General features: G+C 66.2%; 25 protein-coding genes. 11 read left to right on the top strand and 14 right to left on the bottom strand.

The features are described 5' to 3' along the window. Positions 1-37: 37 nt before the first annotated feature. The 3 genes from RQH86_RS11840 to RQH86_RS11850 form a co-directional block, all read right to left on the bottom strand. Entirely contained in the window at positions 38-457 is a 420-nt protein-coding gene (locus RQH86_RS11840) for a nuclear transport factor 2 family protein (RefSeq protein WP_311239539.1), read from the bottom strand. Between the two features lie 259 nt (positions 458-716). Continuing rightward, positions 717-1,334, bottom strand: coding sequence for a YdcF family protein (locus RQH86_RS11845; RefSeq protein ID WP_115584297.1), 618 nt, complete (start codon positions 1,332-1,334; stop codon positions 717-719). Next, positions 1,319-2,278: a pyridoxal-phosphate dependent enzyme gene (locus tag RQH86_RS11850; protein WP_115512796.1), complete on the bottom strand. Its 960-nt coding sequence runs from the start codon at positions 2,276-2,278 to the stop codon at positions 1,319-1,321. Before RQH86_RS11850 ends, RQH86_RS11845 begins: the two co-directional genes overlap by 16 nt. Positions 2,279-2,436: 158 nt before the next feature. Here RQH86_RS11850 and RQH86_RS11855 point away from each other — a divergent pair, with 158 nt between their 5' ends. The 4 genes from RQH86_RS11855 (at position 2,437) to RQH86_RS11870 (ending at position 7,293) form a co-directional block, all read left to right on the top strand. Further along, entirely contained in the window at positions 2,437-2,901 is a 465-nt protein-coding gene (locus RQH86_RS11855) for a hypothetical protein (protein ID WP_055853363.1), read from the top strand. Between the two features lie 600 nt (positions 2,902-3,501). After that, a complete protein-coding gene (gene mnmG / locus RQH86_RS11860; RefSeq protein ID WP_311239538.1) occupies positions 3,502-5,406 on the top strand; it encodes a tRNA uridine-5-carboxymethylaminomethyl(34) synthesis enzyme MnmG in 1,905 nt (634 codons plus the stop codon). Between the two features lie 75 nt (positions 5,407-5,481). Then, positions 5,482-6,303: a nucleotidyltransferase domain-containing protein gene (locus tag RQH86_RS11865; RefSeq protein ID WP_115561047.1), complete on the top strand. Its 822-nt coding sequence runs from the start codon at positions 5,482-5,484 to the stop codon at positions 6,301-6,303. Between the two features lie 279 nt (positions 6,304-6,582). Then, positions 6,583-7,293, top strand: coding sequence for a DUF2490 domain-containing protein (locus RQH86_RS11870; protein WP_055853367.1), 711 nt, complete (start codon positions 6,583-6,585; stop codon positions 7,291-7,293). 146 nt (positions 7,294-7,439) lie between these two features. Here RQH86_RS11870 and RQH86_RS11875 read toward each other — a convergent pair whose 3' ends face one another. Together RQH86_RS11875 and RQH86_RS11880 are read right to left on the bottom strand one after the other, a co-directional pair. Further along, positions 7,440-8,387: an alpha/beta hydrolase gene (locus tag RQH86_RS11875; protein ID WP_311239537.1), complete on the bottom strand. Its 948-nt coding sequence runs from the start codon at positions 8,385-8,387 to the stop codon at positions 7,440-7,442. Positions 8,388-8,816: 429 nt separating this feature from the next. Next, complete coding sequence (locus RQH86_RS11880) at positions 8,817-9,677, bottom strand: PA4780 family RIO1-like protein kinase (protein ID WP_115512800.1); 861 nt, start codon at positions 9,675-9,677, stop codon at positions 8,817-8,819. Between the two features lie 146 nt (positions 9,678-9,823). Here RQH86_RS11880 and RQH86_RS11885 point away from each other — a divergent pair, with 146 nt between their 5' ends. Then, positions 9,824-10,684, top strand: a complete 861-nt coding sequence (locus RQH86_RS11885) for an IclR family transcriptional regulator C-terminal domain-containing protein (protein ID WP_115528165.1) — start codon at positions 9,824-9,826, stop codon at positions 10,682-10,684. 215 nt (positions 10,685-10,899) lie between these two features. Here the strand turns inward: RQH86_RS11885 and RQH86_RS11890 are convergent, their stop codons facing one another. From RQH86_RS11890 to RQH86_RS11930, 9 genes are all read right to left on the bottom strand, one after another. Then, on the bottom strand, positions 10,900-11,826 hold the full coding sequence (locus tag RQH86_RS11890) for an alpha/beta fold hydrolase (protein WP_311239536.1): 927 nt from the start codon (positions 11,824-11,826) through the stop codon (positions 10,900-10,902). 82 nt (positions 11,827-11,908) lie between these two features. Beyond that, a complete protein-coding gene (gene pcaC, locus RQH86_RS11895; protein ID WP_055853377.1) occupies positions 11,909-12,295 on the bottom strand; it encodes a 4-carboxymuconolactone decarboxylase in 387 nt (128 codons plus the stop codon). A gap of 26 nt (positions 12,296-12,321) precedes the next feature. Next, the gene (gene pcaD, locus RQH86_RS11900) at positions 12,322-13,104 is read right to left on the bottom strand and encodes a 3-oxoadipate enol-lactonase (protein ID WP_055853379.1); all 783 of its coding nucleotides are present in this window, start codon (positions 13,102-13,104) and stop codon (positions 12,322-12,324) included. Positions 13,105-13,114: 10 nt separating this feature from the next. Further along, positions 13,115-14,467, bottom strand: coding sequence for a 3-carboxy-cis,cis-muconate cycloisomerase (locus RQH86_RS11905; protein WP_055853947.1), 1,353 nt, complete (start codon positions 14,465-14,467; stop codon positions 13,115-13,117). Positions 14,468-14,738: 271 nt separating this feature from the next. Beyond that, a complete protein-coding gene (gene pcaG / locus RQH86_RS11910) occupies positions 14,739-15,302 on the bottom strand; it encodes a protocatechuate 3,4-dioxygenase subunit alpha (RefSeq protein ID WP_311239535.1) in 564 nt (187 codons plus the stop codon). 4 nt (positions 15,303-15,306) lie between these two features. Further along, positions 15,307-16,038 carry a protocatechuate 3,4-dioxygenase subunit beta gene (gene pcaH, locus RQH86_RS11915; RefSeq protein WP_311239534.1) on the bottom strand — a complete coding sequence of 244 codons (732 nt, stop codon included), beginning with the start codon at positions 16,036-16,038 and terminating at the stop codon, positions 15,307-15,309. A gap of 83 nt (positions 16,039-16,121) precedes the next feature. After that, on the bottom strand, positions 16,122-17,330 hold the full coding sequence (gene pcaF, locus RQH86_RS11920; protein ID WP_311239533.1) for a 3-oxoadipyl-CoA thiolase: 1,209 nt from the start codon (positions 17,328-17,330) through the stop codon (positions 16,122-16,124). Beyond that, positions 17,327-18,115, bottom strand: a complete 789-nt coding sequence (locus RQH86_RS11925) for a CoA-transferase subunit beta (RefSeq protein ID WP_311239532.1) — start codon at positions 18,113-18,115, stop codon at positions 17,327-17,329. Before RQH86_RS11925 ends, pcaF begins: the two co-directional genes overlap by 4 nt. Continuing rightward, a complete protein-coding gene (locus tag RQH86_RS11930; RefSeq protein ID WP_311239531.1) occupies positions 18,112-18,975 on the bottom strand; it encodes a CoA-transferase in 864 nt (287 codons plus the stop codon). The genes RQH86_RS11925 and RQH86_RS11930 overlap by 4 nt, the downstream gene beginning before the upstream one ends. Before the next feature lie 256 nt (positions 18,976-19,231). Between RQH86_RS11930 and RQH86_RS11935 the strand changes: the two genes are divergently transcribed. The 6 genes from RQH86_RS11935 to RQH86_RS11960 all read left to right on the top strand — a co-directional run bounded on the left by RQH86_RS11935 (position 19,232) and on the right by RQH86_RS11960 (position 25,809). Continuing rightward, positions 19,232-20,308, top strand: coding sequence for an aromatic ring-hydroxylating dioxygenase subunit alpha (locus RQH86_RS11935; protein ID WP_055853391.1), 1,077 nt, complete (start codon positions 19,232-19,234; stop codon positions 20,306-20,308). A 22-nt stretch (positions 20,309-20,330) separates the two neighbouring features. Further along, positions 20,331-21,134 (top strand): GntR family transcriptional regulator, encoded by an 804-nt coding sequence (locus RQH86_RS11940; protein WP_055853392.1) that lies wholly within the window; start codon positions 20,331-20,333, stop codon positions 21,132-21,134. Then, positions 21,127-22,110, top strand: a complete 984-nt coding sequence (locus RQH86_RS11945) for a PDR/VanB family oxidoreductase (protein ID WP_311239530.1) — start codon at positions 21,127-21,129, stop codon at positions 22,108-22,110. Before RQH86_RS11940 ends, RQH86_RS11945 begins: the two co-directional genes overlap by 8 nt. Positions 22,111-22,250: 140 nt before the next feature. Continuing rightward, a complete protein-coding gene (locus RQH86_RS11950; protein ID WP_311239529.1) occupies positions 22,251-23,078 on the top strand; it encodes a DeoR family transcriptional regulator in 828 nt (275 codons plus the stop codon). Positions 23,079-23,302: 224 nt separating this feature from the next. Continuing rightward, positions 23,303-24,817, top strand: coding sequence for a glycerol-3-phosphate dehydrogenase (gene glpD, locus RQH86_RS11955; protein WP_311239528.1), 1,515 nt, complete (start codon positions 23,303-23,305; stop codon positions 24,815-24,817). Between the two features lie 170 nt (positions 24,818-24,987). Continuing rightward, positions 24,988-25,809 carry an MIP/aquaporin family protein gene (locus RQH86_RS11960; protein ID WP_055853399.1) on the top strand — a complete coding sequence of 274 codons (822 nt, stop codon included), beginning with the start codon at positions 24,988-24,990 and terminating at the stop codon, positions 25,807-25,809. Positions 25,810-25,859: the final 50 nt, after the last annotated feature.

Raw genomic sequence — 25,859 nt, forward strand, 5'->3', positions numbered from 1 at the left:
GCTCCTACACAGGTCTAGCGCATGCCGATCGACGCTCTCAGCGCGACACCTGCGCAATCCATTCCTGCAGGTTGTAATAGTTGGTGACGCGGGTGATCGCGCCGTCCTGCACATCGAAGAACGCACCGCCTGGCAGCACATAGGTCTGGCCGTTGGCATCGGGCAGGCCTTCGTCGGTGGTGTGGTAAACCCCGTGCACCACGTATTCGGCCCCCACCCGCGTGCCGTCGTCGTTGGCGGTGATCACGATGTCGCGCAACTGCTCGCGGTAGCTGTCGTTCATGCGCTGCAGGAAGGCCGCGAATTCCGCGCGGCCGATCTCGCGCGCGCCTTGATTGAGGTCGTGCGCCACATCCTCGGCCAGGAACGCCAGCATGGCGTCCCAATCGCCGCGATTGAAGGCGGCGTAATAGGCCTGGACCAGGCCGATGGCGTGTTGCCGATTGCTCTCGCTCATGCTCGAACCTGCCGCTGGGAAAGCCGCATCATAGAGCGGGTTTTGCGTGCGCGCTGAGACGCGGTCAGCGTCCGACTGCATCACAGGCGTTCCCCTACCTCGACGGCCGCGCCGTTGCGCGCAGCGCACACCACCACACCATGCACCGCTGACGCCCGGTGCCGATCCATCGCGGCGAGGCGCTCGTGCAACCGCGACGCGCCATCGCGCCGACTGGCTGAATCGCCAGCTCGATGCCGCCCGATGCCACGCAGCCGTTTCAGGGGCCCTGCACCACCAGATCGCGGTGGAAGAAGTAAACCTCCTGCAGCAGGAAGCGCCAGCTGGTGTGGAAACTGCGAAAGCGCGTACTCGGCGTGGACGAGGCCAGCGCATCCACCCCCAGCTCCTGGCTCAGCCGCAGCGCCCGCGCCATGTGTAGCGGGTCGCTGACGATGATCGCCCGGTGCATGCCATGACGGGCCATCAAGATGCGCGCCTGTTCCAGGTTCTGCCGGGTGGTCCGCGAGACCGTCTCGATCACGATCGCTTCCGGCGGCACCCCGTGGCGCAGCGCGTAGCGCCGTGCCACCTGCGACTCGGAAAACCGCGCGCCATTGCCGAAGCCGCCAGTGAACAACAGCCGCGGCGCATAGCCCTGCTCGTACAGATCCAGCGCATGCCGGATCCGTTCTTCGAAGACGGGCGACGGGCGCGCGTCGTAAGCCGCCGCGCCCAGCACGATGATCACGTCCGCCGGCGCGGCCTGATCGCGGTCGCCGACCCAGACGATCCAGCCAGCCACCGCCACCAGCCAGATCAGCGCCAGCATGCATAACCGCCAGCCCCAGCCCCACAGGCCGAGTCCGCGCGCACGCCTGCTCACGCCGCGGCCCACGGCAGTGCGTCCAGATCGACATTGCCGCCGGACAGGATCAGCCCGACCCTGCGCCCGGCAAACCGCGCCGGCTCGGCCAGCACCGCCGCCAGCGTGATGGCCGAAGACGGCTCCACCACCTGCTTGAGCAGCTGCCAGATCAGCCGCATCGCCTGCACCACGGCCGCATCGTCCACCGTGATCACCTGCGCGCCGGCCGCCTGCAGCAACGTAAAGTTCGGCGCGCCCAGGGTGCCGCGCAGACCATCGCAGACGGTGTCGGGCACGAAGTCGACCAGGCGCTGCCCAGCCGCCAGCGAGCGCGCGGTGTCGGCCGCCCCGCTCGGCTCGGCCAGCATCAGCGCACAGCCCGGCGCAGACCGCAGCGCCAACGCCGCACCGGCCGCCAGCCCGCCGCCGCCGACCGGCGCCAGCAGCACATCCAGCCCGCCGCTTTGATGCAGCAACTCCAAGGTGGCCGTGCCCTGGCCGGCGATCACGGCCGGATCGGTGTACGGATGCACCAGAGTCGCGCCACTGGTGGCCTGGACCTGGGCACACAGCTGCTCGCGTGCTGCGATGGTCGGCGCACAACGCCACAACGTGGCGCCATGCCGGGAAATATTGGCCAGCTTGGCGGCAACCGCACCTTCGGGCACCACGACATGACAGCCGATACCGCGCGTACGAGCGGCCAGCGCCAACGCCGCGCCATGGTTACCGGACGAGTGGGTGACCACGCCGCGCGGTGCCACGTCGTCAGGCAGCGACCACACCGCATTGCAGGCGCCGCGGAACTTGAACGCGCCGCTGCGCTGCAGGTGCTCGGCCTTGAAGAACAGCTGCGCACCGCACAGTGCGTCCAGGCGGTGCGAGGTCAGCAACGGTGTCGTCGCGCAGTGCGGCGCAATGCGCGCGGCGGCTTGCAGGACATCTGAATGGGCAAGAGGGACCGTGTCGATCATGCCTGCAAGATTAACGTATCGCCTCACTCTTCACGGCTCGCACGCACACCGCCTGCGCATGCTGGATCGATGAAAAAGCGCCACATTGCGGCACAGTTAAGGACCGATTCAATGCAGCGGTTCGAAAGTGAGATCATGGTTGCAGGAGGGCACCATCCATGAAATTCCGTCTGATCTTCGCCGCCGGGCTATTGGCCTTGGGCGGCTGCGCAACTTACGACTACACCGGGGGCGGGTCGGGCGGCTATTACCGTGGCGCGCCTGCTGTGCAGTATCGCTATCCGCCGGGATACTCGCCCTACAACTACGGCGGCCTCTACGGCGCCCCGTATGGTGCCGGTGCGATCGGGCTGTACGACTACCCGGTGTATCCGGTCTACCGTGGTGGCGGCTATTACTACCGGCAAAACGATCGCCGCCCGCAGTACCGCCCGCCGCGTCCGAACGGATCGTTCAACAACGGCCCGCGCCCGAATGGCCCACGTCCGCAGCGTCCCAATTCGCCACCGGCGACGGGTGCACCGCCCGCGCGGCCACCGGCACGGATCGGCGCGCCGCCGCGTGTGATTCGCGAGATCCAGCGCCAGACAGCGCCACGCAACAGCCGCCAGCAAATCCCATGACACGCTGACTGCGACGTGCCCCACAAATGGCGACATTGGGGGCTTGCGTTCAGTCGGCACTTGGTCGCAAGCTAGGTGCTCTGTGTGACCCGCCACGTCATGTTATGACCCGGCCCGCCCCACTGACCGACTTATGTCGATGTCCGACAGGGAAATCTGGATCCCCCCTGTTCCGGCCCTGTCGGATATCGGCGCCTCCAATGCATAAAGCCCCGGCATGCCGGGGCTTTATGCATTTGTAGATCGAGGATCGCAGGCGCATCAGGACGCGCAGTGCCTGCAGCCGCGCAATGATCGAGAAAGCGTGCAGGTGTTGCCGGAATCGCAGAAAAAAATAAGGGTCGGCAGTCCCCCGACTACCGACCCTTACGCTACCCCATCGCACGCGCGGCTGGCCCCTGTTCCAATTCCAGCCTTTGCGCCCATGTCGCAATGCCACGATAGGTGCAGTAGGGATATCCGCACGGAACGTGCCAACTTGAGGGTCACTATCTTAAAATGTGACTTGCATCACATATTTAACGATTTAGTGACCATCGCGGCGCTTCAGTCGATACTTCTGCGGCCGTTTTCCTTCTCTCTGCTGATCAGTCCACGCCCATGTCCGACTCTTTCTATTGCTTCGATGTCATCGTGATCGGCGGCGGCCATGCCGGCACCGAGGCCGCGTTGGCGTCTGCGCGCGCAGGTGCCCGCACCTTGCTGCTGACTCACAACATCGAGACGGTGGGCGCGATGAGCTGCAATCCGGCCATCGGCGGGATCGGCAAGGGCCATCTGGTCAAGGAGATCGATGCGCTGGGTGGCGCCATGGCGCATGCGGCGGATCTGGCCGGCATCCAGTGGCGCACGCTCAATGCGTCCAAGGGGCCGGCTGTGCGTGCTACCCGCTGCCAGGCCGACCGCAACCTCTACCGCAACGCCATCCGTTGCATCGTCGAGGCACAGCCCAACCTGACCGTGTTCCAGGCGGCGGTGGATGATCTGATCATCCACAACGGCGCCGCCGAAGGCGACAGCGTGCGCGGAGTCATCACCCAGACCGGGCTGCGCTTTGAGGCGCCGGCGGTGGTGCTGACCGCCGGCACCTTCCTGGCCGGCAAGATCCATGTCGGCGAAACCCAATACGCGGCCGGGCGCATGGGCGACCCGCCGGCCACCACGCTGGCCGCGCGTCTGCGCGAGCGGCCGTTCGCGATCGACCGCCTCAAGACCGGTACCCCGCCGCGCATCGACGGGCGCACGCTCGACTACAGCGTCATGGCCGAACAACCCGGCGACGACCCGCTGCCGGTAATGTCGTTCATGGGCCAGGTCAGCGACCACCCACGCCAGGTCAGCTGCTGGATCACACACACCACCGAGCAGACTCACGACATCATCCGCGGCGCACTGCACCGCTCGCCGCTGTATTCGGGGCAGATCGAAGGCATCGGCCCGCGCTACTGCCCGTCGATCGAAGACAAGGTGGTGCGCTTCGCCGAGAAGACCAGCCACCAGATCTTCGTCGAACCCGAAGGCCTGGAGGTGACCGAGATCTATCCCAACGGCATTTCCACCTCGCTGCCGTTCGATGTGCAGCTGGCGCTGGTACGCTCGATACACGGCTTTGCGCAGGCGCATATCACCCGCCCCGGCTACGCGATCGAATACGACTTCTTCGACCCGCGCGGGCTCAAGGCCTCGCTGGAAACCAAGGCGGTCGGCGGGCTGTTCTTTGCCGGACAGATCAACGGCACCACCGGTTACGAAGAGGCCGCCGCGCAAGGCCTGCTGGCCGGCCTCAATGCCGCCCGCCATGTGCAGGGGCTGCCGGCCTGGTCGCCGCGCCGCGACGAGGCCTACCTGGGCGTGCTGGTGGACGATTTGATTACCCACGGCACCACCGAGCCGTATCGCATGTTCACCAGCCGCGCCGAATACCGGCTGCAGCTGCGCGAAGACAATGCCGATGCACGCCTGACCGGGGTGGGCCGCGCGATGGGTCTGGTCGATGAGGCGCGCTGGGCGCGCTTTTCGGCCAAGCAGGATGCGGTGCAACGCGAGACCGCACGCCTGTCGGCACTGTGGGCGACGCCGGGCAATGCACTGGGGCGCGAAGTAGCGCAAACGCTGAACGTGTCGCTTAGCCGCGAAACCAATGTGCTGGACCTGATCAAGCGCCCGGAACTCACCTACGCCACGCTGATGCGCGTGCCGACACTGGGGCCGGGCGTGGACGATACGCAGGTGGCCGAACAGGTCGAAATCAGCGTCAAGTACGCCGGTTATCTGGATCGCCAGCGCGACGATATCGCACGCCAGCAACGCCAGGAAAATACGCCGATCCCGGAAGACTTCGACTACGCCGGCGTGCGCGGTCTGTCGATCGAAGTACAGCAGAAACTCGAACGCGTGCGCCCGCAACACATCGGCCAGGCACAACGCATTCCCGGCATGACCCCGGCAGCGATCTCGCTGCTGCTGGTGCATCTGGAACGCGCGCGGCGTAGCAAGGTTGCATGATCTGGTCGTGTGCCGGGCTGCATCTGCGTGAGCTGGTTATGATTGGGGCACGTCATGCACAAGGACAGCGACCCCATGGACATCCATCCCATCGCAGCGGACAAACGCGAGGCAGTGCTGGCGGCGTTGCGCGAGATCGAGCAGCAACATGAGGTCCGCATTCTGCTGGCGTGCGAATCGGGCAGCCGCGGCTGGGGATTTTCGTCGCCCGACAGCGATTACGACGCACGCTTTGTCTACGTCCATCGGCGCGACTGGTATCTGAGCGTCAACGAAAGCACCGGTCCCGGCGAGCCGCAGCGCGACGTGATCGAGCTGCCGATCTCCGACGATCTGGATGTCAGCGGCTGGGACCTGCGCAAGGCACTGCGGTTGGTCTCCAAGTCCAATCCGACGCTGCTGGAATGGCTGCATTCGCCGGTGGTGTATCGGCAAGATCCGGTTGCTGTCGAGCAGTTGCGGGCGATCGCCACGCACTTCTATTCACCGCTTGGCACCTGGTGGCATTACTTCAACATGGCCAAGAGCAACTATCGCGGCTACCTGCGCGGTGAACGGATTCGCACCAAGAAATATCTGTACGTTTTGCGCCCGATTCTGGCATGTCAGTGGATCGAGCGCCGCCAGGACATGCCGCCGATGGCATTTGAATTGCTGCTGGACGAACTGCTGCCGAGTGGAGACCTGCGCGAGGAAATCGAGCGTTTGCTGGCGCTCAAGCGCATCTCCACAGAAGTGGAAGATGGACCACGGATTGCGGTGATCAGCGATTTTATCGAAGCAGAACTCGACCGCATGGGCACGGCGCAGCCACAGCTGCCGGCCGGCAGCGGGCGTTCGGATGCCCTGGACACCTTGTTTCGGCAGATGCTCTCCAACGACGCTGCATCGCCCTGAGACATTGCGTTGCGCTGTCGGCCTGGCTATCGACCGCCAGTCACTGCAGAGCAGCCCAGGGCTGGCGATGTCGGCGTATCGGCCTGGTCTCACAGAAGGCAAACACAGACATGTCACTTGGCTCCAGGCCTGCACACCTTGCCAGTGAATGCACTGAAGCGATGGCGTATCCCGATTAGCGAAGCCCCAGCCGAACAGAGGCGTTACGGGTGGACCAGACGGTCGATGGAAACGCGATAGATGTTGCTATGATTTGCCAACGCCGACACATTTCACTAAATGAACGCATTTGGCACGCTACGGACCGCAACGTTTCGCATCGCCGGTCCTGTTCTGTTTTTACTGCTGGGAAGTATCTCCACCGCCCATGCCAATACCGAAGAAGATGGCCGATATTGGTTGAGTATCTACGCCCAGGGCAAATTGCCGGTCGAGAACCTTTACTGGAGCATGGATATTCATCCGCGCTGGCGCGAGGAAGGCGAGCAGTTCGATCAATTGATCCTTCGCCCTGCGGTATTTTACCGGCTCAACCCCAAGGCCAGCGTCTGGATGGGGTATGACACCATCATCAGCCATCCGGCCGGTCAGCCGTCCAACCGCGAAAATCGCTGGTGGGGACAGTTTCAGTATCAGTTCGATCCGATCGCCGAGATCAGCATCACCAGCCGCACCCGTCTGGAGCAGCGCCACCGCGAAGACTTCAGCGATGAGGGCTACCGCGTGCGGCAAATGATCCGCGCCACCCGCCCGAGCGGATTCAGTCCGCAACTGTCCTGGGTGCTGTTCAACGAGCTGTTCGTCAATCTCGATCAGACGCAATGGGGTGCGCGCCGCGGTATCGACCAAAACCGCGTCTTCGTCGGCATCAACTGGAAATTCAACGCCATTTCCAATATGGACGTTGGTTATCTCAACCAGTTCGTCAATACGCGTGCAGTGGACCGCGAAAACCACGTATTGATGACGACGTTGCGCTTCAACTTCTAAACGCCGCGGTAGCGCACCGGCACCGAGTGCCGGATCGCGCCGGAGTTTCTTCGCGTGGACCGAAGCGGCAGCGCGTTTGCATCCGCACCGTGCGCCAACCCGCCACGATGCTGCGCGTATTGCCGACACCTCGGCAATACGCCGGATTACACCGGCAACAGCCGCTGTCGCAGCATTTCGGCAAACAGGTCCACGGTCTTGTCGGCTGCCTGGATGATGCTGGCCATATGGATGAAGCCGTGCACCATGCCGGGAAAGGTGTGCACGCTGACCTCGACACCGGCTGCGCGCAGGCGCTCGGCATAGCGCAGGCCTTCGTCGTGCAGAACGTCGCGCTCGGCCAGCACGATCAGCGCCGGCGCAACGCCGCTCAGATCCGGAGCAAGCAGCGGCGAGACGCGCCAATCCAGGGCGATAGCTGGATCCTTGATGAAATGCTGGTTGAAAAACTGCGTGGCCTGCCGGGTCAGCGGTGGAATGTCGGCATTGATCGTGCGGGACGGATACTCGCCGCTGTCTTCGCGTGCGTCTGTGAGCGGATACAGCAACAGCTGACAGCGCAGCGCAATGCCGGCATCGCGTGCCGCCACTGCAGCGGCGGCACCCATCGCGCCGCCGATGCTGTCGCCGGCCACCGCCAACCGCTGTGGATCTGCGCCGACCTGCTCGGGATGCGCGGCCAGCCACTGCACAGTGGCGATGACGTCCTCCACGCCGGCCGGCGCGGGGTGCTCGGGAGCCAGCCGGTAATCGACGGCCAGCACCTGGCAACCGGCGCGTGCCGCGAGCTGTCGGCACACATCGTCATGCGACTCCAGATCGCCCACCACGCCGCCGCCACCGTGCACAAACACGCAGGTTGGCGCGGGCGCGTCGCTCAGGCCCGGCGGCCGATACAACCGGAGCGGCACCTTGCCAACAGCGGTGTCGGCCTGCACGGCGCGCACCTGCGCCATCTCCAGCACCGGAAAGCCGAGCTGCGCGCCCAGCCCACGCATCATTGCGCGTGCGTCTGCCAGGGGCAGCGTTTCCATCGGCGGCTGGGCGGCCTGCTGAAGAACAGCGAACAGGCGAACGACATCGGGATCGAACATGGCGGTCTCGTTGGCAGTGGAGGACTACCGAGTTTGCCTGATACTTATTTTAAATAACCATTAAATGAAATAACTACCTGGCCGAATGACGCGCGATCGCCTGGGCAGGCCGGTGCTGGCTTGATACACAAGGGTTCTGACCTGCAACGCGTTACATCTTGCGGGCATGCACGCGACCACCTGCAATGCCGATTGCTGCGTTGCATCGCGTGGATGCGCAACCGCATGCCGCGTGCGCAGACCGTGCGGGGCATGAAGCAGCAACGCGCCTCATCGCAGTGCCGTCTTCTAGACGCACCCCGGCTCGCGTCGCTTCAATCCCATCAATGCGCGCGCGTCTGGACAGGTACAGCCCGTGCCACGGCTGGCCCCGTGCCACCGGCCGGCGGCCGCCGAGCAAGGCAATGCGCCGTGTGGCGCACGCAGCGATCAGTCGTCGTCTTCGGCGGCGGCTTCGCGGCCTTGCTGGCGGATCAGGTTTTCCTGCCGCGCGTCTTCAATGGAGGCGCGGATGGCGCGCACGTCGGCGCGCTTGGTGTCGAACTTGAAGCGGCCGGTGAGCACGCTGTCCGGGCGCAACTCACCCTTTTCGTAAAGCGCCCACATTTCTTCGCCGTAGTGGGTGTCCAGCAGCTCCGGAGCGAAGCGGCCCAGGCAGTCGCGCAAGTTGTGCACATCGCGCAGCAGCATGTCGCGCGCGGCATTATTGCCGGCGGCACTGACCACCTGCGGGAAATCGATCACCACCGGGCCGTCGGGCGAGACCAGCACGTTGTATTCGGACAGATCGCCGTGCACCAGACCCAGCGACAGCATCTTGACCACATCGCCGATCAGGCTGACATGGAACGCGTGCGCCTGCTCCGGCTCCAGCTCCACTTCGCCCAGCCGTGGTGCGCTGTGACCGGCGGCGTCGGTGACCAGATCCATCAGCAGCACGCCATGGAAATAGCCGCGCGGCTTGGGCACGTGCACGCCAGCATCTACCAATTGATAGAGCGCGTCGGCTTCGGTGTTCTTCCATGCGGTCTCGGCTTCGCGACGGCCGAACTTGGTGGCCTTGCCCATCGCGCGCGCCTGGCGGCTGCCGCGCACCTTGCGGCCTTCCTGATATTGCACGCGCGCCTGGAAGCTGCGTTGCGCCATGTCTTTGTAGACCTTGGCACACAGGATGTCGGCGCCGGCGCTGACCACGTAGACGGAGGCTTCCTTGCCGCTCTTCAGTGGTCGCAACACTTCGTCGATGACACCGTCGTCGATCAGCGGCTGCAGGCCCTTGGGGGTTTTCATGGACGAGGGGGACCGATCCGAAACAAGTCGGCAGCGATTATGCGGCAAGCAGGATGAAGTGCTTACATGCGAGGCGCACAGTGCGACCGGAAGCAGGCATTGGCGCGAGCGCTTACCATGCGTGGACCTGCCTGACGCGCGATCCGATGCCCGAGCCCACCGCCAGCCGCCGCAAACGTCCCGCCGCCATCGCCGCGACCGGGAGCGAGCGCGGCCTGCCATACGAGTTGATGCAGCAGATTGCCGCCGCCCAGGGCGACCCGGACTTCATGACCTCGCTGGGGCGCGGGCTGGTGGTACTGAGCGTGTTCGCCCAGCACCCGCGCGAGGTGACCATGTCGCAGATCAGCCTGGAAACCGGCATCTCGCGCGCGGCGGTGCGGCGGGTGCTGCATACGCTGGCCAAGCTGGGCTATGTCGGCGAGCAGGGCCGTGGCTATGTGTTGTTGCCGCGCGTGCTGGGGATTGGCGGCGCGTATGCGGCGTCTTCGGCGATGACCGCGGCGGCCCAGCCGGTGCTGGACGGGCTGCGCGACCAACTGCACGAGTCCTGCTCGCTGGGCGTACTGGACGGCGACGACCTGCTGTACGTGGCGCGCGCGGAGACGGTGCGGATCATGTCGATCGGGCTACGCCCGGGCACGCGATTGCCGGCCTATTGCACCTCGATGGGCCGGGTGCTGCTGGCGGCCCTGCCCGGCGACACCTTGCAGGCCTACCTGGAGCGCACCACGCTGCGCCCGCGCACCGACCGGACGGTGACCCAGGCCTCAGCGCTGCTGGAGGTCCTGGCGCGCGCGCGCCGCGAAGGCATGTGCCTGACCGACCAGGAGCTGGAAATCGGCCTGCGCTCGATCGCGGTGCCGGTGCGCAACCTGCGTGGCGAGGTGATTGCCGCGCTCAATATCGGTGCGCAGGCCGGGCGCGTCAGCCTGCAAACCATGCAGACGCAGTTGCTGGAGCCGTTGAAGCTGGCGGCGCAGCGCTTGGGGGCGTTGCTGAGTTAGCGCGTGCGGCGCGTCTTGAGCGCTGTAACAGTCTCGATCCTGAGTGAAGCGGCTGAGACCCTCGGGCTGTGAGTGGCCTGGGTCCCGCACACAAGCGTGACGTGCGCCTCGCGCACAGCTGCATGTCATTGCTTCGCATGCAGCAGGCAGCGCGTTGGTCGCGTGCTCCTGCACCCTCCCAATGCACCCGACGCACCCGCCACCCGCGTCAGGGCTCAGCGCGGCCGACGCAGGAAGCCCACCACCGCCTCCACCCAGGCCGCGTGGGTGTCTTCCACATGCGCCACATGATCGGCGTGCGGCAAGGTGATCCAGCTACGGTCTTGGCTGCCCAGGCGTGCGAACAAATGCGCGTTATCCGCTTGTGTGGCGATGGGATCGTCGACGCCGCGCAGCAGCAGCACCGGCAACGTCGTGACCTGCTCGGGCTGGAACGCGAACTGCGCCATCGCGTGCCAGTCCGTGCGCACCGGGTCGGCCGCAAGCGACTGCGACACGTAGGCCGCACGCACGCCAGGGGGCGCCGCGTTGGCAGTGATGAAATCCTCGCCGGCCGCCGTGGCGGTGGTGCGTGCGCGCAAAGGCTGGGCAGGTGTTGTCGCGTCGGTGGGCGGTGCATCGACATCGTCGGGAAAGCCGTACAGCACCAGCGCGGACACCGCCTGCGGGTGTTGCTGGCCGACCAGCAGCGCCACCCGCGCGCCGTTGGAATAGCCAATCAAGGCCGGTGGCGGCAGACCCGGGTATTGCCGGGCAACCCAGGCCAGCACCTGCGCGACATCGCGCACCGCGCGGTCGGGCGTGTTCCATCCGCTGCGGTCGCGTGCACTGCCGCCGTAGCCGCGCAGGTCCACCGCGTAGGCGGCGAGCCCGGCCTGTGCGAAGGCGGCCAGCACCGAGCGCGAATCGGCCGCTTCGCCCGGCACCTGCAGGTCGAAGTTGGGCAGCGAACTCCAGGTGCGGCCATGCACCAGCAGTACCGCGCCACGTGGCTGCGCCGGCACGCGCGACCACACCGCCAGTGCCTGACCATCGTCGGCGCGCACCTGCGCCAGCTGGGTGCCGGGCCCGGGCTGCGGTTGTGCCCCGGCAGCCAGCGAGATCAACAGCAGCAGGAGCAGGTAGGCGGGTCGGAACGTCATGCGGCATCTCGTCATGGGCGCGGTGGACTGGGCACGCTGCGCGGCATGGCAGGCAGACACGGAAACGACGATGCGGGCCGCGTCAGGTCTCGGCAGCCTGTTCTTCCAGGATCGGTTTGGCCAGCGCAAAGGCGTGGTTGGCCGCCGGGACGCCGCAATAGATGGCCGCCTGCAGCAGCACTTCCTTGATCTGCTCGGGGGTGACGCCGTTGTTACGCGCGGCGCGCACATGCAGCTTGAATTCTTCGTCGTGGCCCAACGCGACCATCATCGACAACGTGATCAACGAGCGGGTATGCGCAGGCAGGCCGTCGCGGGTCCAGATGGTGCCCCAGGCGTAACGGGTGATCAGGTCCTGAAACTCGGTGGTGAGCTCGGTGCGTGCGGCCAGCGAGCGCTCGACATGCGCTTCGCCCAGCACACGGCGGCGTTCGCGCAGGCCGGCTTGATAGCGTTCGTCTTCGTGCATGGGGCGTCCTCGTCATACGGAAAAGATCAGTCGGCTTGCAGGAACCCCAGCACCGCGTCGTTGAACGCGGCCGGCGATTCCAGATTGCAGATATGGCGGCCCGGTACCTGGGCGTAATGTCCGTCGGGCGCGGCGTAGGCGATCTCGCGCAGGTCCGGCGGCGGGCACACCGGGTCGTCGTCGCCGGCCAGGGCCAGCAGCGGCAGGTTCAGCCCATCCAGCGCGCCGCGGAAATCGGCCTCGGCCACCGCCTGGCAGCAGGCGATATACCCGTCCGGGGAGGTGGAGACGAAGGCGGCGGCGATCATGTCCAGGCGCTGCGCGTGGCTGATGGAAAATTCCGGGGTAAACCAGCGCTGCAGCGTGGCATCGATCAGCATCGGCAGGCCTTCGCTGCGCACCTGCTCGATGCGGGTTTCCCAGGTGGCGGTGCTACCGATCTTCTGCGCGGTGGCGCAGACCACCAGCCGGCGCAGCCGCTGCGCGGCATGCAGCCCCAGCCACTGCCCGGTCAGCCCGCCGATCGACAACCCGCAGAAATCGCTGCGCTCGATCTGCAAGGCATCCCACAGCGCCAGCACGTCCTGTCCCAGGTCGGCCACGCTGTAGGGGCCTGGCGGAGAGTCGGAATAGCCATGGCCTCGGCGGTCGTAACGCAGGATGCGGTAATGCGGAGCGAAGGCTTCGATCTGCACGTCCCACATGTGCATGTCGGTGCCGAGCGAATTGCAGAAGGTCAGCCAGGGTCGCCCGTCGGTGCCGTCCAGACGGTAATGCAGGCGATGCGTGGGCAATTGCAGATAAGCCATCGAAGCACCGTCAACGGGAGGAAGAGGCGGCCAGTACGCGATCGATCCAGACCGAGGACATGCCGCGCCAGCTATCGCTATCGAACACCGCGTGCAGTTGCGCGTGCGTGAGTACCGCGCTCACCTGCGCGTCCTCTGCCAGGACCTCGCGCAGATGCCGCTGCTGCGCCTGCGCACGCGCCACTGCCTGTTCGACCAGCGCGTGCGCCTGCGGCTTGCCGAGCTGCGGGGCCAGCGCGAACACTACCGCCTCGGCGTAGAGCACGCCGCCATGGCTGTCCAGGTGCTGGCGCATGCGCGTGCGGTCCAGTTCCAACTCGGCCAGGCAGGCCTGCATCTGCGCCAGGCTGCCGGCGGTCAGGCACACGATTTGCGGCAAGGTGTCCCATTCGGCATGCCACTGCCCGGCGGCACGCTCATGCGGCTGCGCCATCGCACTGAACAAGGTAGAAATCAGCCCGGGCACGCGGGTGGCCGCGGCAACCGCCGCCACGCTGGAAACGGGATTGCGCTTGTGCGGCATCGCCGATGAGCCGCCCTTGCCGGCCGCCGCAGGCTCGAACGCTTCGCCGACCTCCGATTGCATCAGCAGCACCACATCGCCGCCGATCTTGCCCAGCGTGCCGGCGAGCAGGCCGAACGCGCAGCCAACCTCGACGATGCGGTCGCGTGCGGTGTGCCAGGGCAACGCAGGCAAGGGCAGCGCCAGGGTGGTGGCAAGCGCCTGGGCCACGTCCAGGCCGCGCGCCTGCAATGAGGCCAAGGTGCCGGCCGCGCCACCGAATTGCAGCACCAGCGCGTCGTGCCGCAACGCGTGCAGGCGCCGATGCGCGCGCTGCAAGGCATCCAGCCAGCCGGCCACCTTGAGCCCGAAGGTCACCGGCACGGCCTGCTGCAACAAGGTGCGCCCGGGCAGACCGGTGTCGCGCTCGCGTGCGGCCAACGCCGCCAACGTGTCGCACAGACGCTGCAGGCGCGGCAGCAGCAAATCGAGCGCGGCACGCAGCTGCAACACGCTGCCGGTATCGATGACGTCCTGGCTGGTGGCCCCCCAGTGCACCCAGCGCGCGGCCGCAGCATCGTGCGCAGCGACGCGCGCGGTCAGCGCCTTGACCAGCGGAATGGCGGGGTTGCCGGCGAGCGCGGTGGCCTGCGCCAAGGCGGCCATGTCGTAGTGCTGCACATCGCAGGCCGCTGCGATGGACGCGGCAGCTTCGGCAGGAATGACATCGCACTGCGCCTGCGCGCGGGCAAGCGCGGATTCGAAGTGCAGCATGGCCTGCACACGCGCCGCATCGTTGAACAATGCGTCGCACGCAGGCTCGCCAAACAAGGATCCCAACAACAAAGACGTCGCACTCATGCATCGCATCTCTTGGCGTGCCGGCAGCATGGCACCGAAGCACGGGGGTGCCAACTAGACGTTAGGGCAATACGCGTAGCGCCCGCAGCGCGGTCGCAGCGGGCGAAGGTGACAGCGTGCACGCCTGGTTTGCATGCGTGCCTTGGGCACCCCGATGTGCGCTTGTGCACCTGCCATGCTGCCGTGCGCGGCGCTGCATGCCGCCTGGCCAGGCCAGCGGCGCACGTGCAGACACGGGCCGCCGTGTGCGGCACGTACGCCGATCTACGGATCAATAGCGGAAGAACACGGTCTCCGTGTCGCCTTGCATATGGATATCCCAGGCATAGGCACCATTGCCGGATGGCTGGGCCAGCAGGGTGGCGCGGCGCGCGGCCGGCACCAGCGCCAGGATCGGGTCGCTGCCCAGCTGCGGGTCATCGGCGAAGTACAGGCGCGTCGATGCGCCCCGCAACAGCCCGCGCATGAACACCAGTACGCTCAAATGCGCAGCCTGCGGCGTGCCCTCCGGCCCGGCGACGGAGCCCGGCTTGACCGTGCTGAAGCTAAAACGCCCCTGCGCATCGGTCGGCACCCGGCCCCAGCCATCGAAGCTGGCGTCGTGCGTCTGGTAACGGCTGTCGGCGGCATGCGCATAGATACCGGCGGCATCGGCTTGCCACAGTTCCAGCACCGCGTCGGCCACCGGGACGCCGGCACCATCGAAGACGCAGCCGCTGATCTGCACATGCGTGCCGGCGGCCTGCGCCGGTGCGAGCTGGTCGCGATACAGCGGTTCCAGCCCAAGCCGGTAATACGGGCCGACGGTTTGCGAAGGGGTTGCGTGCAGGCTCATCGATTCACTCCCAGACCGTTTGCTTGCGGCCGCGCAGCACGATGTCGAAGCGGTAGGCCAGGGCATATTCGCTGATGGCGTTTTCCCAGTCGAAACTGGACACCATGCGTTCGCGCGCCAGCGCATCGTCGACGCAGTTGTAGATGGGGTCGTGCGCCAGCAGCGGGTCGCCCGGGAAATACATCTGGGTGATCAGCCGTTGCCCGATGCCATCGCCATGCAGCGAAAAATGGATGTGCGCCGGCCGCCAGGCGTTGTAGTGATTGCGCCACGGATACGCGCCCGGCTTGATGGTCTTGAAGACGTAGCGGCCATGCTCATCGGTGAGCACCTGGCCAGTGCCGCGGAAGTTGGGGTCCAGCGGTGCGTCGTGACGATCGCCAGCATGCTGATAACGGCCGGCCGCGTTGCATTGCCACACTTCCACCACGCTGTTGCGCACCGGCTTGCCGTTTTCGTCGAGCACGTGGCCGGAAACGATGATGCGCTCGCCCAGCGGCTCGCCACTGAACCCTGCGGTGAGGTCGGCAGCATGCTCGCCCAGGGTGAGCCGATCCAAACGCGGGCCGGTGACTTCCGACAGCGTGGCCGGGATATCGATGGGCGCGTGCGTCGGCCCGCGCAAGGCGGTTGAGGCGTAGGCCGGATGCAGATAGGCCGGCTGCGTGCCCGGCCGGGTGCGGCGGTAGCCGAGCAGCGGGTCGGCAAGTGTCGAATCATCGGGGGCATCGCGCATCGTGAGATCTCCCTGCGCCGCACTGCGGCATGGTCAAGCGGTGTAGGTGTGCGGTGGCGGCGCAGTGGTTGCAGTGGGCTGGCTCACAGGCGCTCGATCGCCAGTGCCACACCCTGCCCCACACCGACGCACATGCTGGCCAGCCCGAGCCGGCCGTTGCACGCCTCCAATTGCCGCAGCAAGGTGAGCGCCAGCCGCGCGCCGCTCATGCCGAGCGGATGACCGAGCGCGATGGCGCCGCCGTTGGCGTTGACATGCGCGGCATCGTCGGGGAACCCGAACGCACGCGTGCACGCCAGGGCCTGCGCGGCGAAGGCTTCGTTGAGTTCGATCGCATCGAACTGCTCGATGCGCAAGTTCAGCCGCGCCAACAGACGCTGCGTGGCCGGCACCGGACCCATGCCCATGTAGGCCGGCTCGACACCTGCCGACGCAAAACCCAGCACGCGTGCGCGCGGGGTCAACCGATGCGTCTGCACGGCCTGCGCGGACGCCAACAACAACGCGGCGGCACCGTCGTTGATGCCGGACGCATTGCCGGCCGTCACGCTGCCGGGCTGGCGGAACACCGGTTTGAGCTTGGCCAGCATCTCGGCGGTGGTATTCGGGCGCGGCGCTTCGTCGTATTCGACGGTGACAGCATCGCCGCCCTTGCGTGCGGCCACCGGCACCGAGGTGATCTCCGCATCGAAGAAACCGGCCGCCTGCGCGGCGGCCACGCGTTGCTGGCTACGCAATGCGAAAGCGTCCTGATCCTCGCGCGAAATGGCATGGCGCTGCGCGACGTTCTCGGCGGTTTCGCCCATCAACTCGGTGCCGTAGGCGGCTTGCAGACGCGGGTTGATGAAGCGCCAGCCCATGGTGGTGTCTTCCAGCTGCTGGGTGCGGGCGAAGGCGCTTTCGGCCTTGCCCATCACCCAGGGAGCGCGCGACATCGACTCGACACCGCCGGCGATCGCCAGGCCCAGTTCCTCGGCGCGGATGCCGCGCGCCACCGTGCCGATCGCATCCAACCCGGAACCGCACAGGCGATTGAGCGTGCTGCCCGGCACAGAACTCGGCAGGCCCGCCAACAACAGACTCATACGCGCGACATTGCGATTGTCTTCGCCGGCCTGGTTGGCGCAGCCCAGATACACGTCGTCGATGGCGGCCGGGTCCAGCTGCGGATGACGGGCCAGCAACGCGGCAATCGGCGCCGCGCCCAGGTCGTCGGCACGCACGCTGGACAGCACGCCGCCGTAACGGCCGATGGGCGTGCGGATGCCGTCGATCAGATAGACCTCGCTCATGCCTCCGCTCCCGCCGAGTGGGTGCCATGTGCGGCGTCGGTACGCGCCTGCAGCGCGCGCAATGCCTGCAGTTCCGTGGTGCTGGGCGGTGCGGTCTGCGCGAGGTCGTCGGCAAAGCGGATCGGCCAGCCAGTCGCCGCGCTGACCTGTTCGCGGCTGATCCCCGGGTGCAGCGAAGTCACGGTGAGTTCGCGGGTCACCGCATCAGGCTCCATCACGCACAGGTCGGTGACCACCACGGTGGGGCCGGTGCCGGGCAGGCCGGCACGCGTGCGCGCATCGCCACCGTCCAGATGCCCGACAGTGGTGATGAAGTCCAGCACCGACACGAAGCTGCGTTTGGACTGCCGCATGATGATGAACACCTGCTTGGCGCTGGCCGCGATTTCCGGCGCGCCACCGGCGCCGGGCAACCGCGTCTTTGGCGCGGCGTAATCGCCGATCACGGTGGTATTGAGGTTGGCGTGGCGATCGATCTGCGCCGCGCCCAGGAAGCCGACATCCACCCGGCCGCCCTGCAACCAGTAGCGAAAGATCTCCGGCGTGGAGACCACGGTGTCGGCAGTTTCGGCCAGCTCGCCGTCGCCGATCGAGAGCGGCAGCACGTCCGGACGTGCGCCGATCGGGCCGGATTCGTAGATCAAGGTGACATCCGGCGCATGCGTGAGCCGGGCCAGATTGGCCGCGGTGGACGGCAGACCGATGCCGACGAAACACACCGCCTCATCGGGCAGGCGGCGCGCCGCGGCCACGGTCATCATTTCGTTGGTGCTGTACGCGCTCATGCGGCCACCTGCTGCTGCGAGTGCTCATACACGCGCATGAATGCGGCGAAGTCGTCGGTATCCAGAATATGCGTCTGGATCCATGCCTGGAAACGCGCGCGGTCGCGCGCAATCGCGTCCCAGGCCAGATAAAACCGGTTGTCGCGGGCGTAGTAGCCATGCGCGTACGACGGCGCCGCCCCGCCAGGCACATGGCACACCGCATCGACCACCCAGCGCGGCAGGATGCAGGCGTTGGGTGGCGCGTCGAGCGTGTCGACGATTTCTTCCACCGTCACGATCAGCTTGCGCGCGGCCAGTGCCGCCTCTTTCTGCACCCCAAGAATCCCCCACAGCAAGACGTTGCCGCGTCGGTCGGCCTGCTGTGCGTGGATGACCGTGACATCGGGGTTCACCGCCGGCGTGGTGGCCAGCGTTTCGCCGGTGTACGGGCATTGCAGGAACTTGATGCTGTCGTTGACGCGCGGCAGGTCCGAACCGACATAGCCGCGCAGCACCGCGAATGGCAGACCCGACGCACCGGCCACGTAGGCGTTGGCCATGTCGGCATGGCTATGTTCGCGAATCTGCAGCGGCTGCGGCCAGGCGTGTTCGACCGCATCGCGCAGCCGGTGCAGCGAGCCGACCCCCGGATTGCCGCCCCACGAAAACCGCAGCGCCGATGCGCAGCCGGCGCCGATCAGCTGGTCGTAAATCAGGTCCGGTGTCATGCGCACCAGACGCAGCTCGCGTTTGCGCTGGCGGATCACTTCATGGCCGGCCGCATGCGGGATCAGATGGGTGAAACCCTCCATCGCCACGCAATCGCCGTCGGCGATCAGGTGGGACACCGCATCTCTCAGGGAGACGATTTCGACCATGGCACCACCCCGCGCTGCGAACGTGCAGCCACGGTAGAGCCGGCCGAACAGCGCGGTCAATACGATTATCGGCGATTGAATTCGATAATCGCACAATTTCCATCTGGCAATAACGCTCCGACATTGTCTCCGGTGTATACATAACTTCGCTCGCAAGCAGACGCCAGCGCTGGAATGCGCGCTAACTGGTTGCCGGCCGACGCAGTGCGTCGATTCGTATCCCAGGTTGTATACAAAAACCCCAGGAGTCACGGTCATGTCCCAGTCCAAGCCGCTGTTTCCCCTCAACGCGTGGTATGCCGTCGCCTGGGACCACGAAATCAAGCACGCCCTGACGCCACGCAAGGTCTGCAACCTGGAAGTGGTGGTCTACCGCACCACGGCCGGCGCAGTGGTCGCCCTGGAAGACGCTTGCTGGCACCGGCTGGTGCCGCTGTCGATGGGCAAGCTGCGCGGCGACGATGTGGTGTGCGGCTATCACGGCCTGGTCTACAACACCCAGGGCCGCTGCGTGCACATGCCCTCGCAGGAGACCATCAACCCGTCCGCCTGCGTGCGCAGTTTTCCGGTGGCCGAGAAGCACCGCTACGTGTGGATCTGGCCGGGCGACCCTGCGCAGGCCGACACCGCGCTCATCCCCGACCTGCATTGGGCGCACGACCCGGCCTGGGCCGGCGATGGCCGCACCATCTATGCCAAGTGCGATTACCGATTGGTGCTGGATAACCTGATGGACCTGACCCACGAGACCTTCGTGCACGGGTCCAGCATCGGCCAGGACGAGATTGCCGAAGCGCCGTTCGATGTCGTGCATGGCGACCGCTCGGTGGTGGTCTCGCGCTGGATGCGCAACATCGACCCGCCGCCGTTCTGGGCCAGCCAGATTGCGAAACACCTGGATTACCACGGCAAGGTCGACCGCTGGCAGATCATCCGCTTCGAAGCGCCCGGCACCATCGCCATCGATGTTGGTGTGGCCATCACCGGCACCGGCGCGCCGGAGGGCGACCGCAGCCAGGGCGTCAACGGTTACGTGCTCAATACGATTACGCCGGAGACCGACACCACCTGCCACTACTTCTGGGCGTTCATGCGCAACTACGCGCTGCACGATCAGTCGTTGACCACGCTCACCCGCGCCGGCGTCACCGGTGTGTTCGGTGAGGACGAGGCGATCCTGGAAGCGCAGCAACGCGCCATCGATGCGCACCCGGATCACACCTTCTACAACCTCAACGTCGATTCCGGCGGCATGTGGGCACGGCGGGTGATCGACCGCCTGATTGCCCAGGAACAGCGCGCGCAGGATCTGTCGCTGCGCATGGTGGGCTGAGCGCAGCGCACAGGAGACCGCCATGCCACCGACCACACCGTTCCACAGCAGCGCCGCGCAGACCACCCGCGCGCTGCTCTCGCTGCGTGAGCTGATCCTCGACGGCACCCTGCCCTCTGGTGCGCGATTGTCCGAGCTAGCCGTGGTGCAACGGCTGGGCATGTCGCGCACGCCGGTACGTGCGGCATTGCAACGCCTGTGCGAAGAAGGCCTGGCTCGCGCACTGCCGGGTGGCGGCTACGCGGTGCAGGCCTTCAGCGAGCGCGACGTGCACGACGCCATCGAACTGCGCGGCACGCTCGAAGGGCTGGCCGCACGCATGGCCGCCGAGCGCGGCGTCTCGCACGCGCAGCTTGCCCAGGCGCACGCGCTGCTGGCGGAGATCGATGCCATTGTCGGCACCCCACCGCAGGCCATCGACTTCGCCGCCTATGTCCAGGCCAATGCGCTGTTCCACGCCTTGCTGGTGGCGATGGCCGGCAGCGACGTGCTCGGCCGCGAACTCACCCGCGTGCTGCAGCTGCCCTTCGCCTCGCCCAATAGCCTGGTCATGGCACAGACCAGTGCTGCCGACGCGCATGTGATCCTGACCCTGGCACAGGACCAGCATCGCGAAGTGATTGCCGCCATCGAGCAGCGCCACGGCAGCCGCGCCGAAGCGCTGATGCGCGAGCACGCACGTCTGGCGCACCGCAATTTGCGCCACATCCTGCAAACCCCCGCGGCCATCGCCCAGGTGCGCGGCGGCGCACTGATCGGCCGCGCCCATGCATTCAACGCCGGCAGTGCCCGGCACGCTCTTCTGCCTGGAGTTCCTTATGCGTAAAGACACCCAATGGCATCGCGCCCATGTCGTCAGCATTGCCGACGCCTGCGACGGCGTGCGCGAAATCGTGCTCGATCCGGGCACCGCAGCACGCACCTTCGAGGTGGGCAGCCACCTGGATTTTCGCGTGCAATTGCATGGCCGCAGCGATGTGCGCTCTTACTCACTGGTGGGCGAGCCGCGTGCGGACGGGCATTACCAGATCGCGGTACGGCAGATGCCGGACAGCCGTGGCGGCTCGCGGCATATGTGGACGCTGAAGCCCGGCGATGCGGTGGAGATCTCTCCCCCGAACAACAACTTTGCGCTGGACGAACGCGGCGAAGAAATCCTGTTGATCGCCGGCGGTATCGGCATTACGCCGATCCTGGGCATGGCGCAGCGACTGGCACAGCGGCACCAGGCGTTCCGCCTGCTGTATGTCGGGCGCTCGCGCAGCGCGATGGCCTACGTGGACCAGTTGGAAGCGCTGCTCGGCGCGCGTCTGCAGCTCCATTGCGACGACGCTGACGGCCCGCCCGATCTTGCCGCCGAACTGGCGCGGTTGTCGCCCAATGCCGAGGTCTATGTGTGCGGGCCGTTGGGGATGCTGGAAGCGGTGCGCCAACACTGGCATGCCGGCGGTCGCCCGCGCGCGCGGTTGCATTTTGAAACCTTCGGCAATAGTGGCCGGGTACCGGCGCAAGCGTTCGTGGTCAAGCTGCCCGGGCTCGGCCTGGAAGTACCGGTGGCCGAAAACGAATCGATGCTCGATGCCCTGGCCGGTGCCGGGGTAGAGCTGATTGCCGAATGCCGTCGTGGCGAATGCGGGTTGTGCGTGGTGGAGGTGCTCGACAGCGCGGCCGATATCGATCACCGCGATGTGTTTTTCAGCGACGAGCAACGCCGCGAAAATCGCAAGCTGTGCGCCTGCGTGTCGCGTGCGGTGGGTGGCAGCATCAGCATCGATACCGGCTACCGCAGCGGGCTGGGCTGAGCGTAGCCGTCATGCTGACCGCGCCCGCCATTGCGCCGGCGCGGTGCTGCTGACTCGCCATGCGCCGTGCGGCGGCGCAGAGCGATCGGTCCGCTTGGCGGACCAAGGCCTGCAACCGCTGTGCTTGCATCCTCACGCGCATGCGCGATCATCTGCGCATGGAGTCAACTCACTACAGGACTGTCCCGGCGCCGGCATTGAACCCGCGCCAGGAGCAATTGGTGGCGCTGGTGCGGCAGCAGGGCTTTGCCGATGTCGAAGGCCTGGCCACGCGCTTTGAGGTCACCCCGCAAACCATTCGGCGCGATCTGACCTTGCTGTGCGATGCCGGCGTGCTGCGTCGCTACCACGGCGGCGTCAGCATGCCCTCCAGCGTGGAAAACCTGGCCTACACCGCGCGCAAGGCGCTGCAGGCACGCGAAAAGCAGCACATCGCCACGCACGTCGCGCGCTTCATTCCCGACGATGCCTCGCTGTTCATCAACCTCGGCACCACCAATGAAGAAGTCGCGCGCGCATTGCTGCAGCATCGCGGCCTGCGCGTGATCACCAACAACCTCAACGTGGCGGTGATGCTCAGCGCCAACCCGAGTTTCGAGGTGATCGTGGCCGGCGGCGTGGTGCGCGGGCGCGACCAGGGCGTGACCGGCGAGGCCACGGTGGAGCTGATCCGTCAGTTCAAGGTGGACTTCGGGGTGATCGGCATTTCCGGGATCGATCTGGACGGCACCCTGCTGGATTTCGATTACCAGGAAGTGCGGGTGGCCCAGGCCATCATCGAGCACTCGCGCCAGGTGGTGCTGGCTGCCGACCACAGCAAGTTCGGCCGCAACGCCATGGTGCGGCTGGGCGCCATCGCACAGGTGCACGACTGGTTCACCGACCGACCGCCGCCGCAGGAACTGGCCAGCGTGCTGGCCGAGGCCGGCACCCGGGTGCACCTGGCGAGCGCGACCGACGTCGGCTGAGAGATTGTTCGTTTAAGTACGTTTGCGATACTTAGGTGTCGTCCCGGCCCCTCAATTGATTCATTGACTCAATGAATTCTCAATTTTCGATGGGCCGCATGACCTAAAAAGCCTTTCATTCAAAGGCAATCTACGTCTTCACGCCCCGAAAAGGTTGGATGTTCGAATATGTTCGAACATGAAAACTTAGGTTCGCTCCTCAGCGCACCTGGACGGAGATACCGATGGGCGAGACGTACGATCTTCTGGTGGTAGGCGGCGGCATCAACGGGGTCGGCATCGCCCGCGATGCGGCCGGGCGCGGTCTGTCGGTGTGTCTCTGCGAGCAGGACGATCTTGCCTCGCATACCAGTAGCGCCAGCACCAAACTCATCCACGGTGGGCTGCGCTATCTGGAGCAGTACGAGTTCGCGCTGGTCGGCAAGGCACTGGCCGAGCGCGAAGTGCTGTTGCGCCTGGCCCCGCACATCATCTGGCCGCTGCGCTTTCTGTTGCCGCATCAGCCGCATTTGCGCCCGGCCTGGATGATCCGCGCCGGCTTGTTCCTGTACGACCACCTTGGCGGCAGCAAGCGCAGCCTGCCGCGCTCGCGCCGGCTGTCGCTGCGCACGCACCCGGTCGGGCAGCCGTTGCAGGAATCGCTGCGCACCGGCTTCGTCTATTCCGATGCCTGGGTGCAGGACGCGCGCTTGGTGGTGCTCAATGCGATGGATGCCGCCAAGCGCGGCGCCAAGATCCACACCCGCACGCGCTGTGTGGGTGCCTGGCGCGATGCCGGGTTCTGGTACGCCGAGCTCGAAGACCGCGACGGCCGCCGCCGCACCGTGCAGGCGCGCGCACTGGCCAATGCGGCCGGGCCGTGGGCGGTGTCGTTCCTGGACAAGGTGGCGGCGGTGCCGCATCAGCATGCGCTGCGCCTGGTCAAGGGCAGCCACATCGTGGTGCCCAAGCTGTTCGATCACGATCACGCCTACATCTTCCAGCAACCGGACCGGCGCATCGTTTTCGCCATCCCGTACGAGCATGACTTCACCTTGATCGGCACCACCGACGTCGACTACGAGGCCGACCCCGCCGCACCCAAGATCGACGCGGCCGAGGTGCAGTACCTGTGCGATGCGGTGAACCTGTATTTCCAACAGCAGATCAGCCCGCAGGATGTGGTGTGGAATTACAGCGGCGTGCGCCCGCTGTTGGACGATGCCGAAGACAATGCAGCCGAAGTGACCCGCGACTATCAACTGGAAGTCATCAACGACGGCGCGCCGCTGCTCAACGTGTTCGGCGGCAAGTTGACCACCTACCGCAAGCTCGCCGAAGAAGCGGTCGACCGGCTCACCCATGTGCTGGGCGTCCGCAAGCCGGCATGGACCGCGCGCGGCGACGCGCTGCCGGGCGGTGAACAACGCGATATCGCCAGCCTGCTCGAACGTGTGCGCAGCGCGCGCTCCTGGTTGCCTGCCGCCACCGCGCAGCGGCTGGTGCGCAACTACGGCACCTGCGCAGAGCAACTGTTGGGCGATGCGCAGGATGTGGCCGGCCTGGGCATGCACTTCGGCGCAGACCTGTATCAGGCCGAGGTGGACTACCTGCGTCAACACGAATGGGCGCAGACCGCCGACGATATCCTGTGGCGTCGCAGCAAACTCGGGCTGCGGATCGATGCAGCCGGACGTGCGCGGCTGGAAGACTATCTGCAGACGCAGGCGCCGCAACCAGCCGATGCCGCAACTGTTTGAACACACCGCGTTGCCGGCGAGGACGGGTCGTCCGGCAACGTATCCTGGCGCACTGCCTGCATCACCCTGTGGAGGGCACCCCCGATGAGCACGACCCACTCCCCCTGCGCGCCAACGCGCGCGTCGCAATCCCCTGTTCGTTGCAATGACCTGCTCGCGGGCCTGCGCGCATGAGCCGTCAACTCGTGGGTGAGTTGATTTCCGAGGCGATCGCGATGTTCATCATCATCGCGCTCGGCGATTCGGTCGCGGCGATGTACATCCTCTACGACCCCAGTCCTTACCAGAACGCCTATTGGGGTGTGTGTATCGCCTGGGGCCTGGCGGTGACGCTGGCGATCTACGTGACCGGCTCGGTGTCGGGCACGCACGCCAACCCGGCGGTCACGCTGGCGCTGGCGCTATTCCGCGATTTTTCGTGGAAGAAGGTAGTGCCGTACTGGATTGCGCAGGTCATCGGCGCCTTCCTGGGCGCGGCCATCGTCTATCAGTTGTACGGGCCGGTGATCGACCATTTCAACCAGGTGCAGCAGCTCACTCGCGAAGCCGGCGGTGCGGCGGGTGTGTTCTTCACCGCGCCCGGTCTTGCGGTCACGCCAATGCATGCGCTGGTCGACCAGATCATCATCACCGCGTTCCTGATCTTCGGCATCTTCGCCATCACCGAGCGCTTCAACGAAGCCGCGCCGGGCGCCAATTCCGGCGCGTTGATGATCGGCCTGCTGGTGGCAACGCTGGGTGCGTCGATGGGCTATCTGGAAGCGTGGGCGATGAACCCGGCGCGCGATTTCGGCCCGCGTCTGTTCGCGTATTTCGCCGGCTGGGGCGAGGCGGCGTTGCCGGCCAAGGACAATTACTGGTGGATCCCGATCGTCGGCCCGTTGATCGGCGGGCCGATCGGCGCACTGGCCTACCAGTGGCTGATCCTGCCGTTCCTGCCGGCGCGCGTGCGCCATCTGCAGGGCGACACCGCGCCGCTGGATCCGCGCTAGTCGCCGCGCAGTGAATCGACCACCACGACGATGTGCGGGCCGCCGCTAAC

Source organism: Xanthomonas sp. WCS2018Noco2-27 (assembly GCF_031843525.1).
Classification (GTDB): domain Bacteria; phylum Pseudomonadota; class Gammaproteobacteria; order Xanthomonadales; family Xanthomonadaceae; genus Xanthomonas.

Bases quoted from the DNA above. Each gene is read 5' to 3' on its own strand.
- RQH86_RS11840 (WP_311239539.1), bottom strand. From the start codon at position 457: ATGAGCGAGAGCAATCGGCAACACGCCATCGGCCTGGTCCAGGCCTAT.
- RQH86_RS11850 (WP_115512796.1), bottom strand. From the start codon at position 2,278: ATGATCGACACGGTCCCTCTTGCCCATTCAGATGTCCTGCAAGCCGCC.
- RQH86_RS11855 (WP_055853363.1), top strand. From the start codon at position 2,437: ATGAAATTCCGTCTGATCTTCGCCGCCGGGCTATTGGCCTTGGGCGGC.
- mnmG (WP_311239538.1), top strand. From the start codon at position 3,502: ATGTCCGACTCTTTCTATTGCTTCGATGTCATCGTGATCGGCGGCGGC.
- RQH86_RS11865 (WP_115561047.1), top strand. From the start codon at position 5,482: ATGGACATCCATCCCATCGCAGCGGACAAACGCGAGGCAGTGCTGGCG.
- RQH86_RS11870 (WP_055853367.1), top strand. From the start codon at position 6,583: ATGAACGCATTTGGCACGCTACGGACCGCAACGTTTCGCATCGCCGGT.
- RQH86_RS11875 (WP_311239537.1), bottom strand. From the start codon at position 8,387: ATGTTCGATCCCGATGTCGTTCGCCTGTTCGCTGTTCTTCAGCAGGCC.
- RQH86_RS11880 (WP_115512800.1), bottom strand. From the start codon at position 9,677: ATGAAAACCCCCAAGGGCCTGCAGCCGCTGATCGACGACGGTGTCATC.
- RQH86_RS11885 (WP_115528165.1), top strand. From the start codon at position 9,824: ATGCCCGAGCCCACCGCCAGCCGCCGCAAACGTCCCGCCGCCATCGCC.
- RQH86_RS11890 (WP_311239536.1), bottom strand. From the start codon at position 11,826: ATGACGTTCCGACCCGCCTACCTGCTCCTGCTGCTGTTGATCTCGCTG.
- pcaC (WP_055853377.1), bottom strand. From the start codon at position 12,295: ATGCACGAAGACGAACGCTATCAAGCCGGCCTGCGCGAACGCCGCCGT.
- pcaD (WP_055853379.1), bottom strand. From the start codon at position 13,104: ATGGCTTATCTGCAATTGCCCACGCATCGCCTGCATTACCGTCTGGAC.
- RQH86_RS11905 (WP_055853947.1), bottom strand. From the start codon at position 14,467: ATGAGTGCGACGTCTTTGTTGTTGGGATCCTTGTTTGGCGAGCCTGCG.
- pcaG (WP_311239535.1), bottom strand. From the start codon at position 15,302: ATGAGCCTGCACGCAACCCCTTCGCAAACCGTCGGCCCGTATTACCGG.
- pcaH (WP_311239534.1), bottom strand. From the start codon at position 16,038: ATGCGCGATGCCCCCGATGATTCGACACTTGCCGACCCGCTGCTCGGC.
- pcaF (WP_311239533.1), bottom strand. From the start codon at position 17,330: ATGAGCGAGGTCTATCTGATCGACGGCATCCGCACGCCCATCGGCCGT.
- RQH86_RS11925 (WP_311239532.1), bottom strand. From the start codon at position 18,115: ATGAGCGCGTACAGCACCAACGAAATGATGACCGTGGCCGCGGCGCGC.
- RQH86_RS11930 (WP_311239531.1), bottom strand. From the start codon at position 18,975: ATGGTCGAAATCGTCTCCCTGAGAGATGCGGTGTCCCACCTGATCGCC.
- RQH86_RS11935 (WP_055853391.1), top strand. From the start codon at position 19,232: ATGTCCCAGTCCAAGCCGCTGTTTCCCCTCAACGCGTGGTATGCCGTC.
- RQH86_RS11940 (WP_055853392.1), top strand. From the start codon at position 20,331: ATGCCACCGACCACACCGTTCCACAGCAGCGCCGCGCAGACCACCCGC.
- RQH86_RS11945 (WP_311239530.1), top strand. From the start codon at position 21,127: ATGCGTAAAGACACCCAATGGCATCGCGCCCATGTCGTCAGCATTGCC.
- RQH86_RS11950 (WP_311239529.1), top strand. From the start codon at position 22,251: ATGCGCGATCATCTGCGCATGGAGTCAACTCACTACAGGACTGTCCCG.
- glpD (WP_311239528.1), top strand. From the start codon at position 23,303: ATGGGCGAGACGTACGATCTTCTGGTGGTAGGCGGCGGCATCAACGGG.
- RQH86_RS11960 (WP_055853399.1), top strand. From the start codon at position 24,988: ATGAGCCGTCAACTCGTGGGTGAGTTGATTTCCGAGGCGATCGCGATG.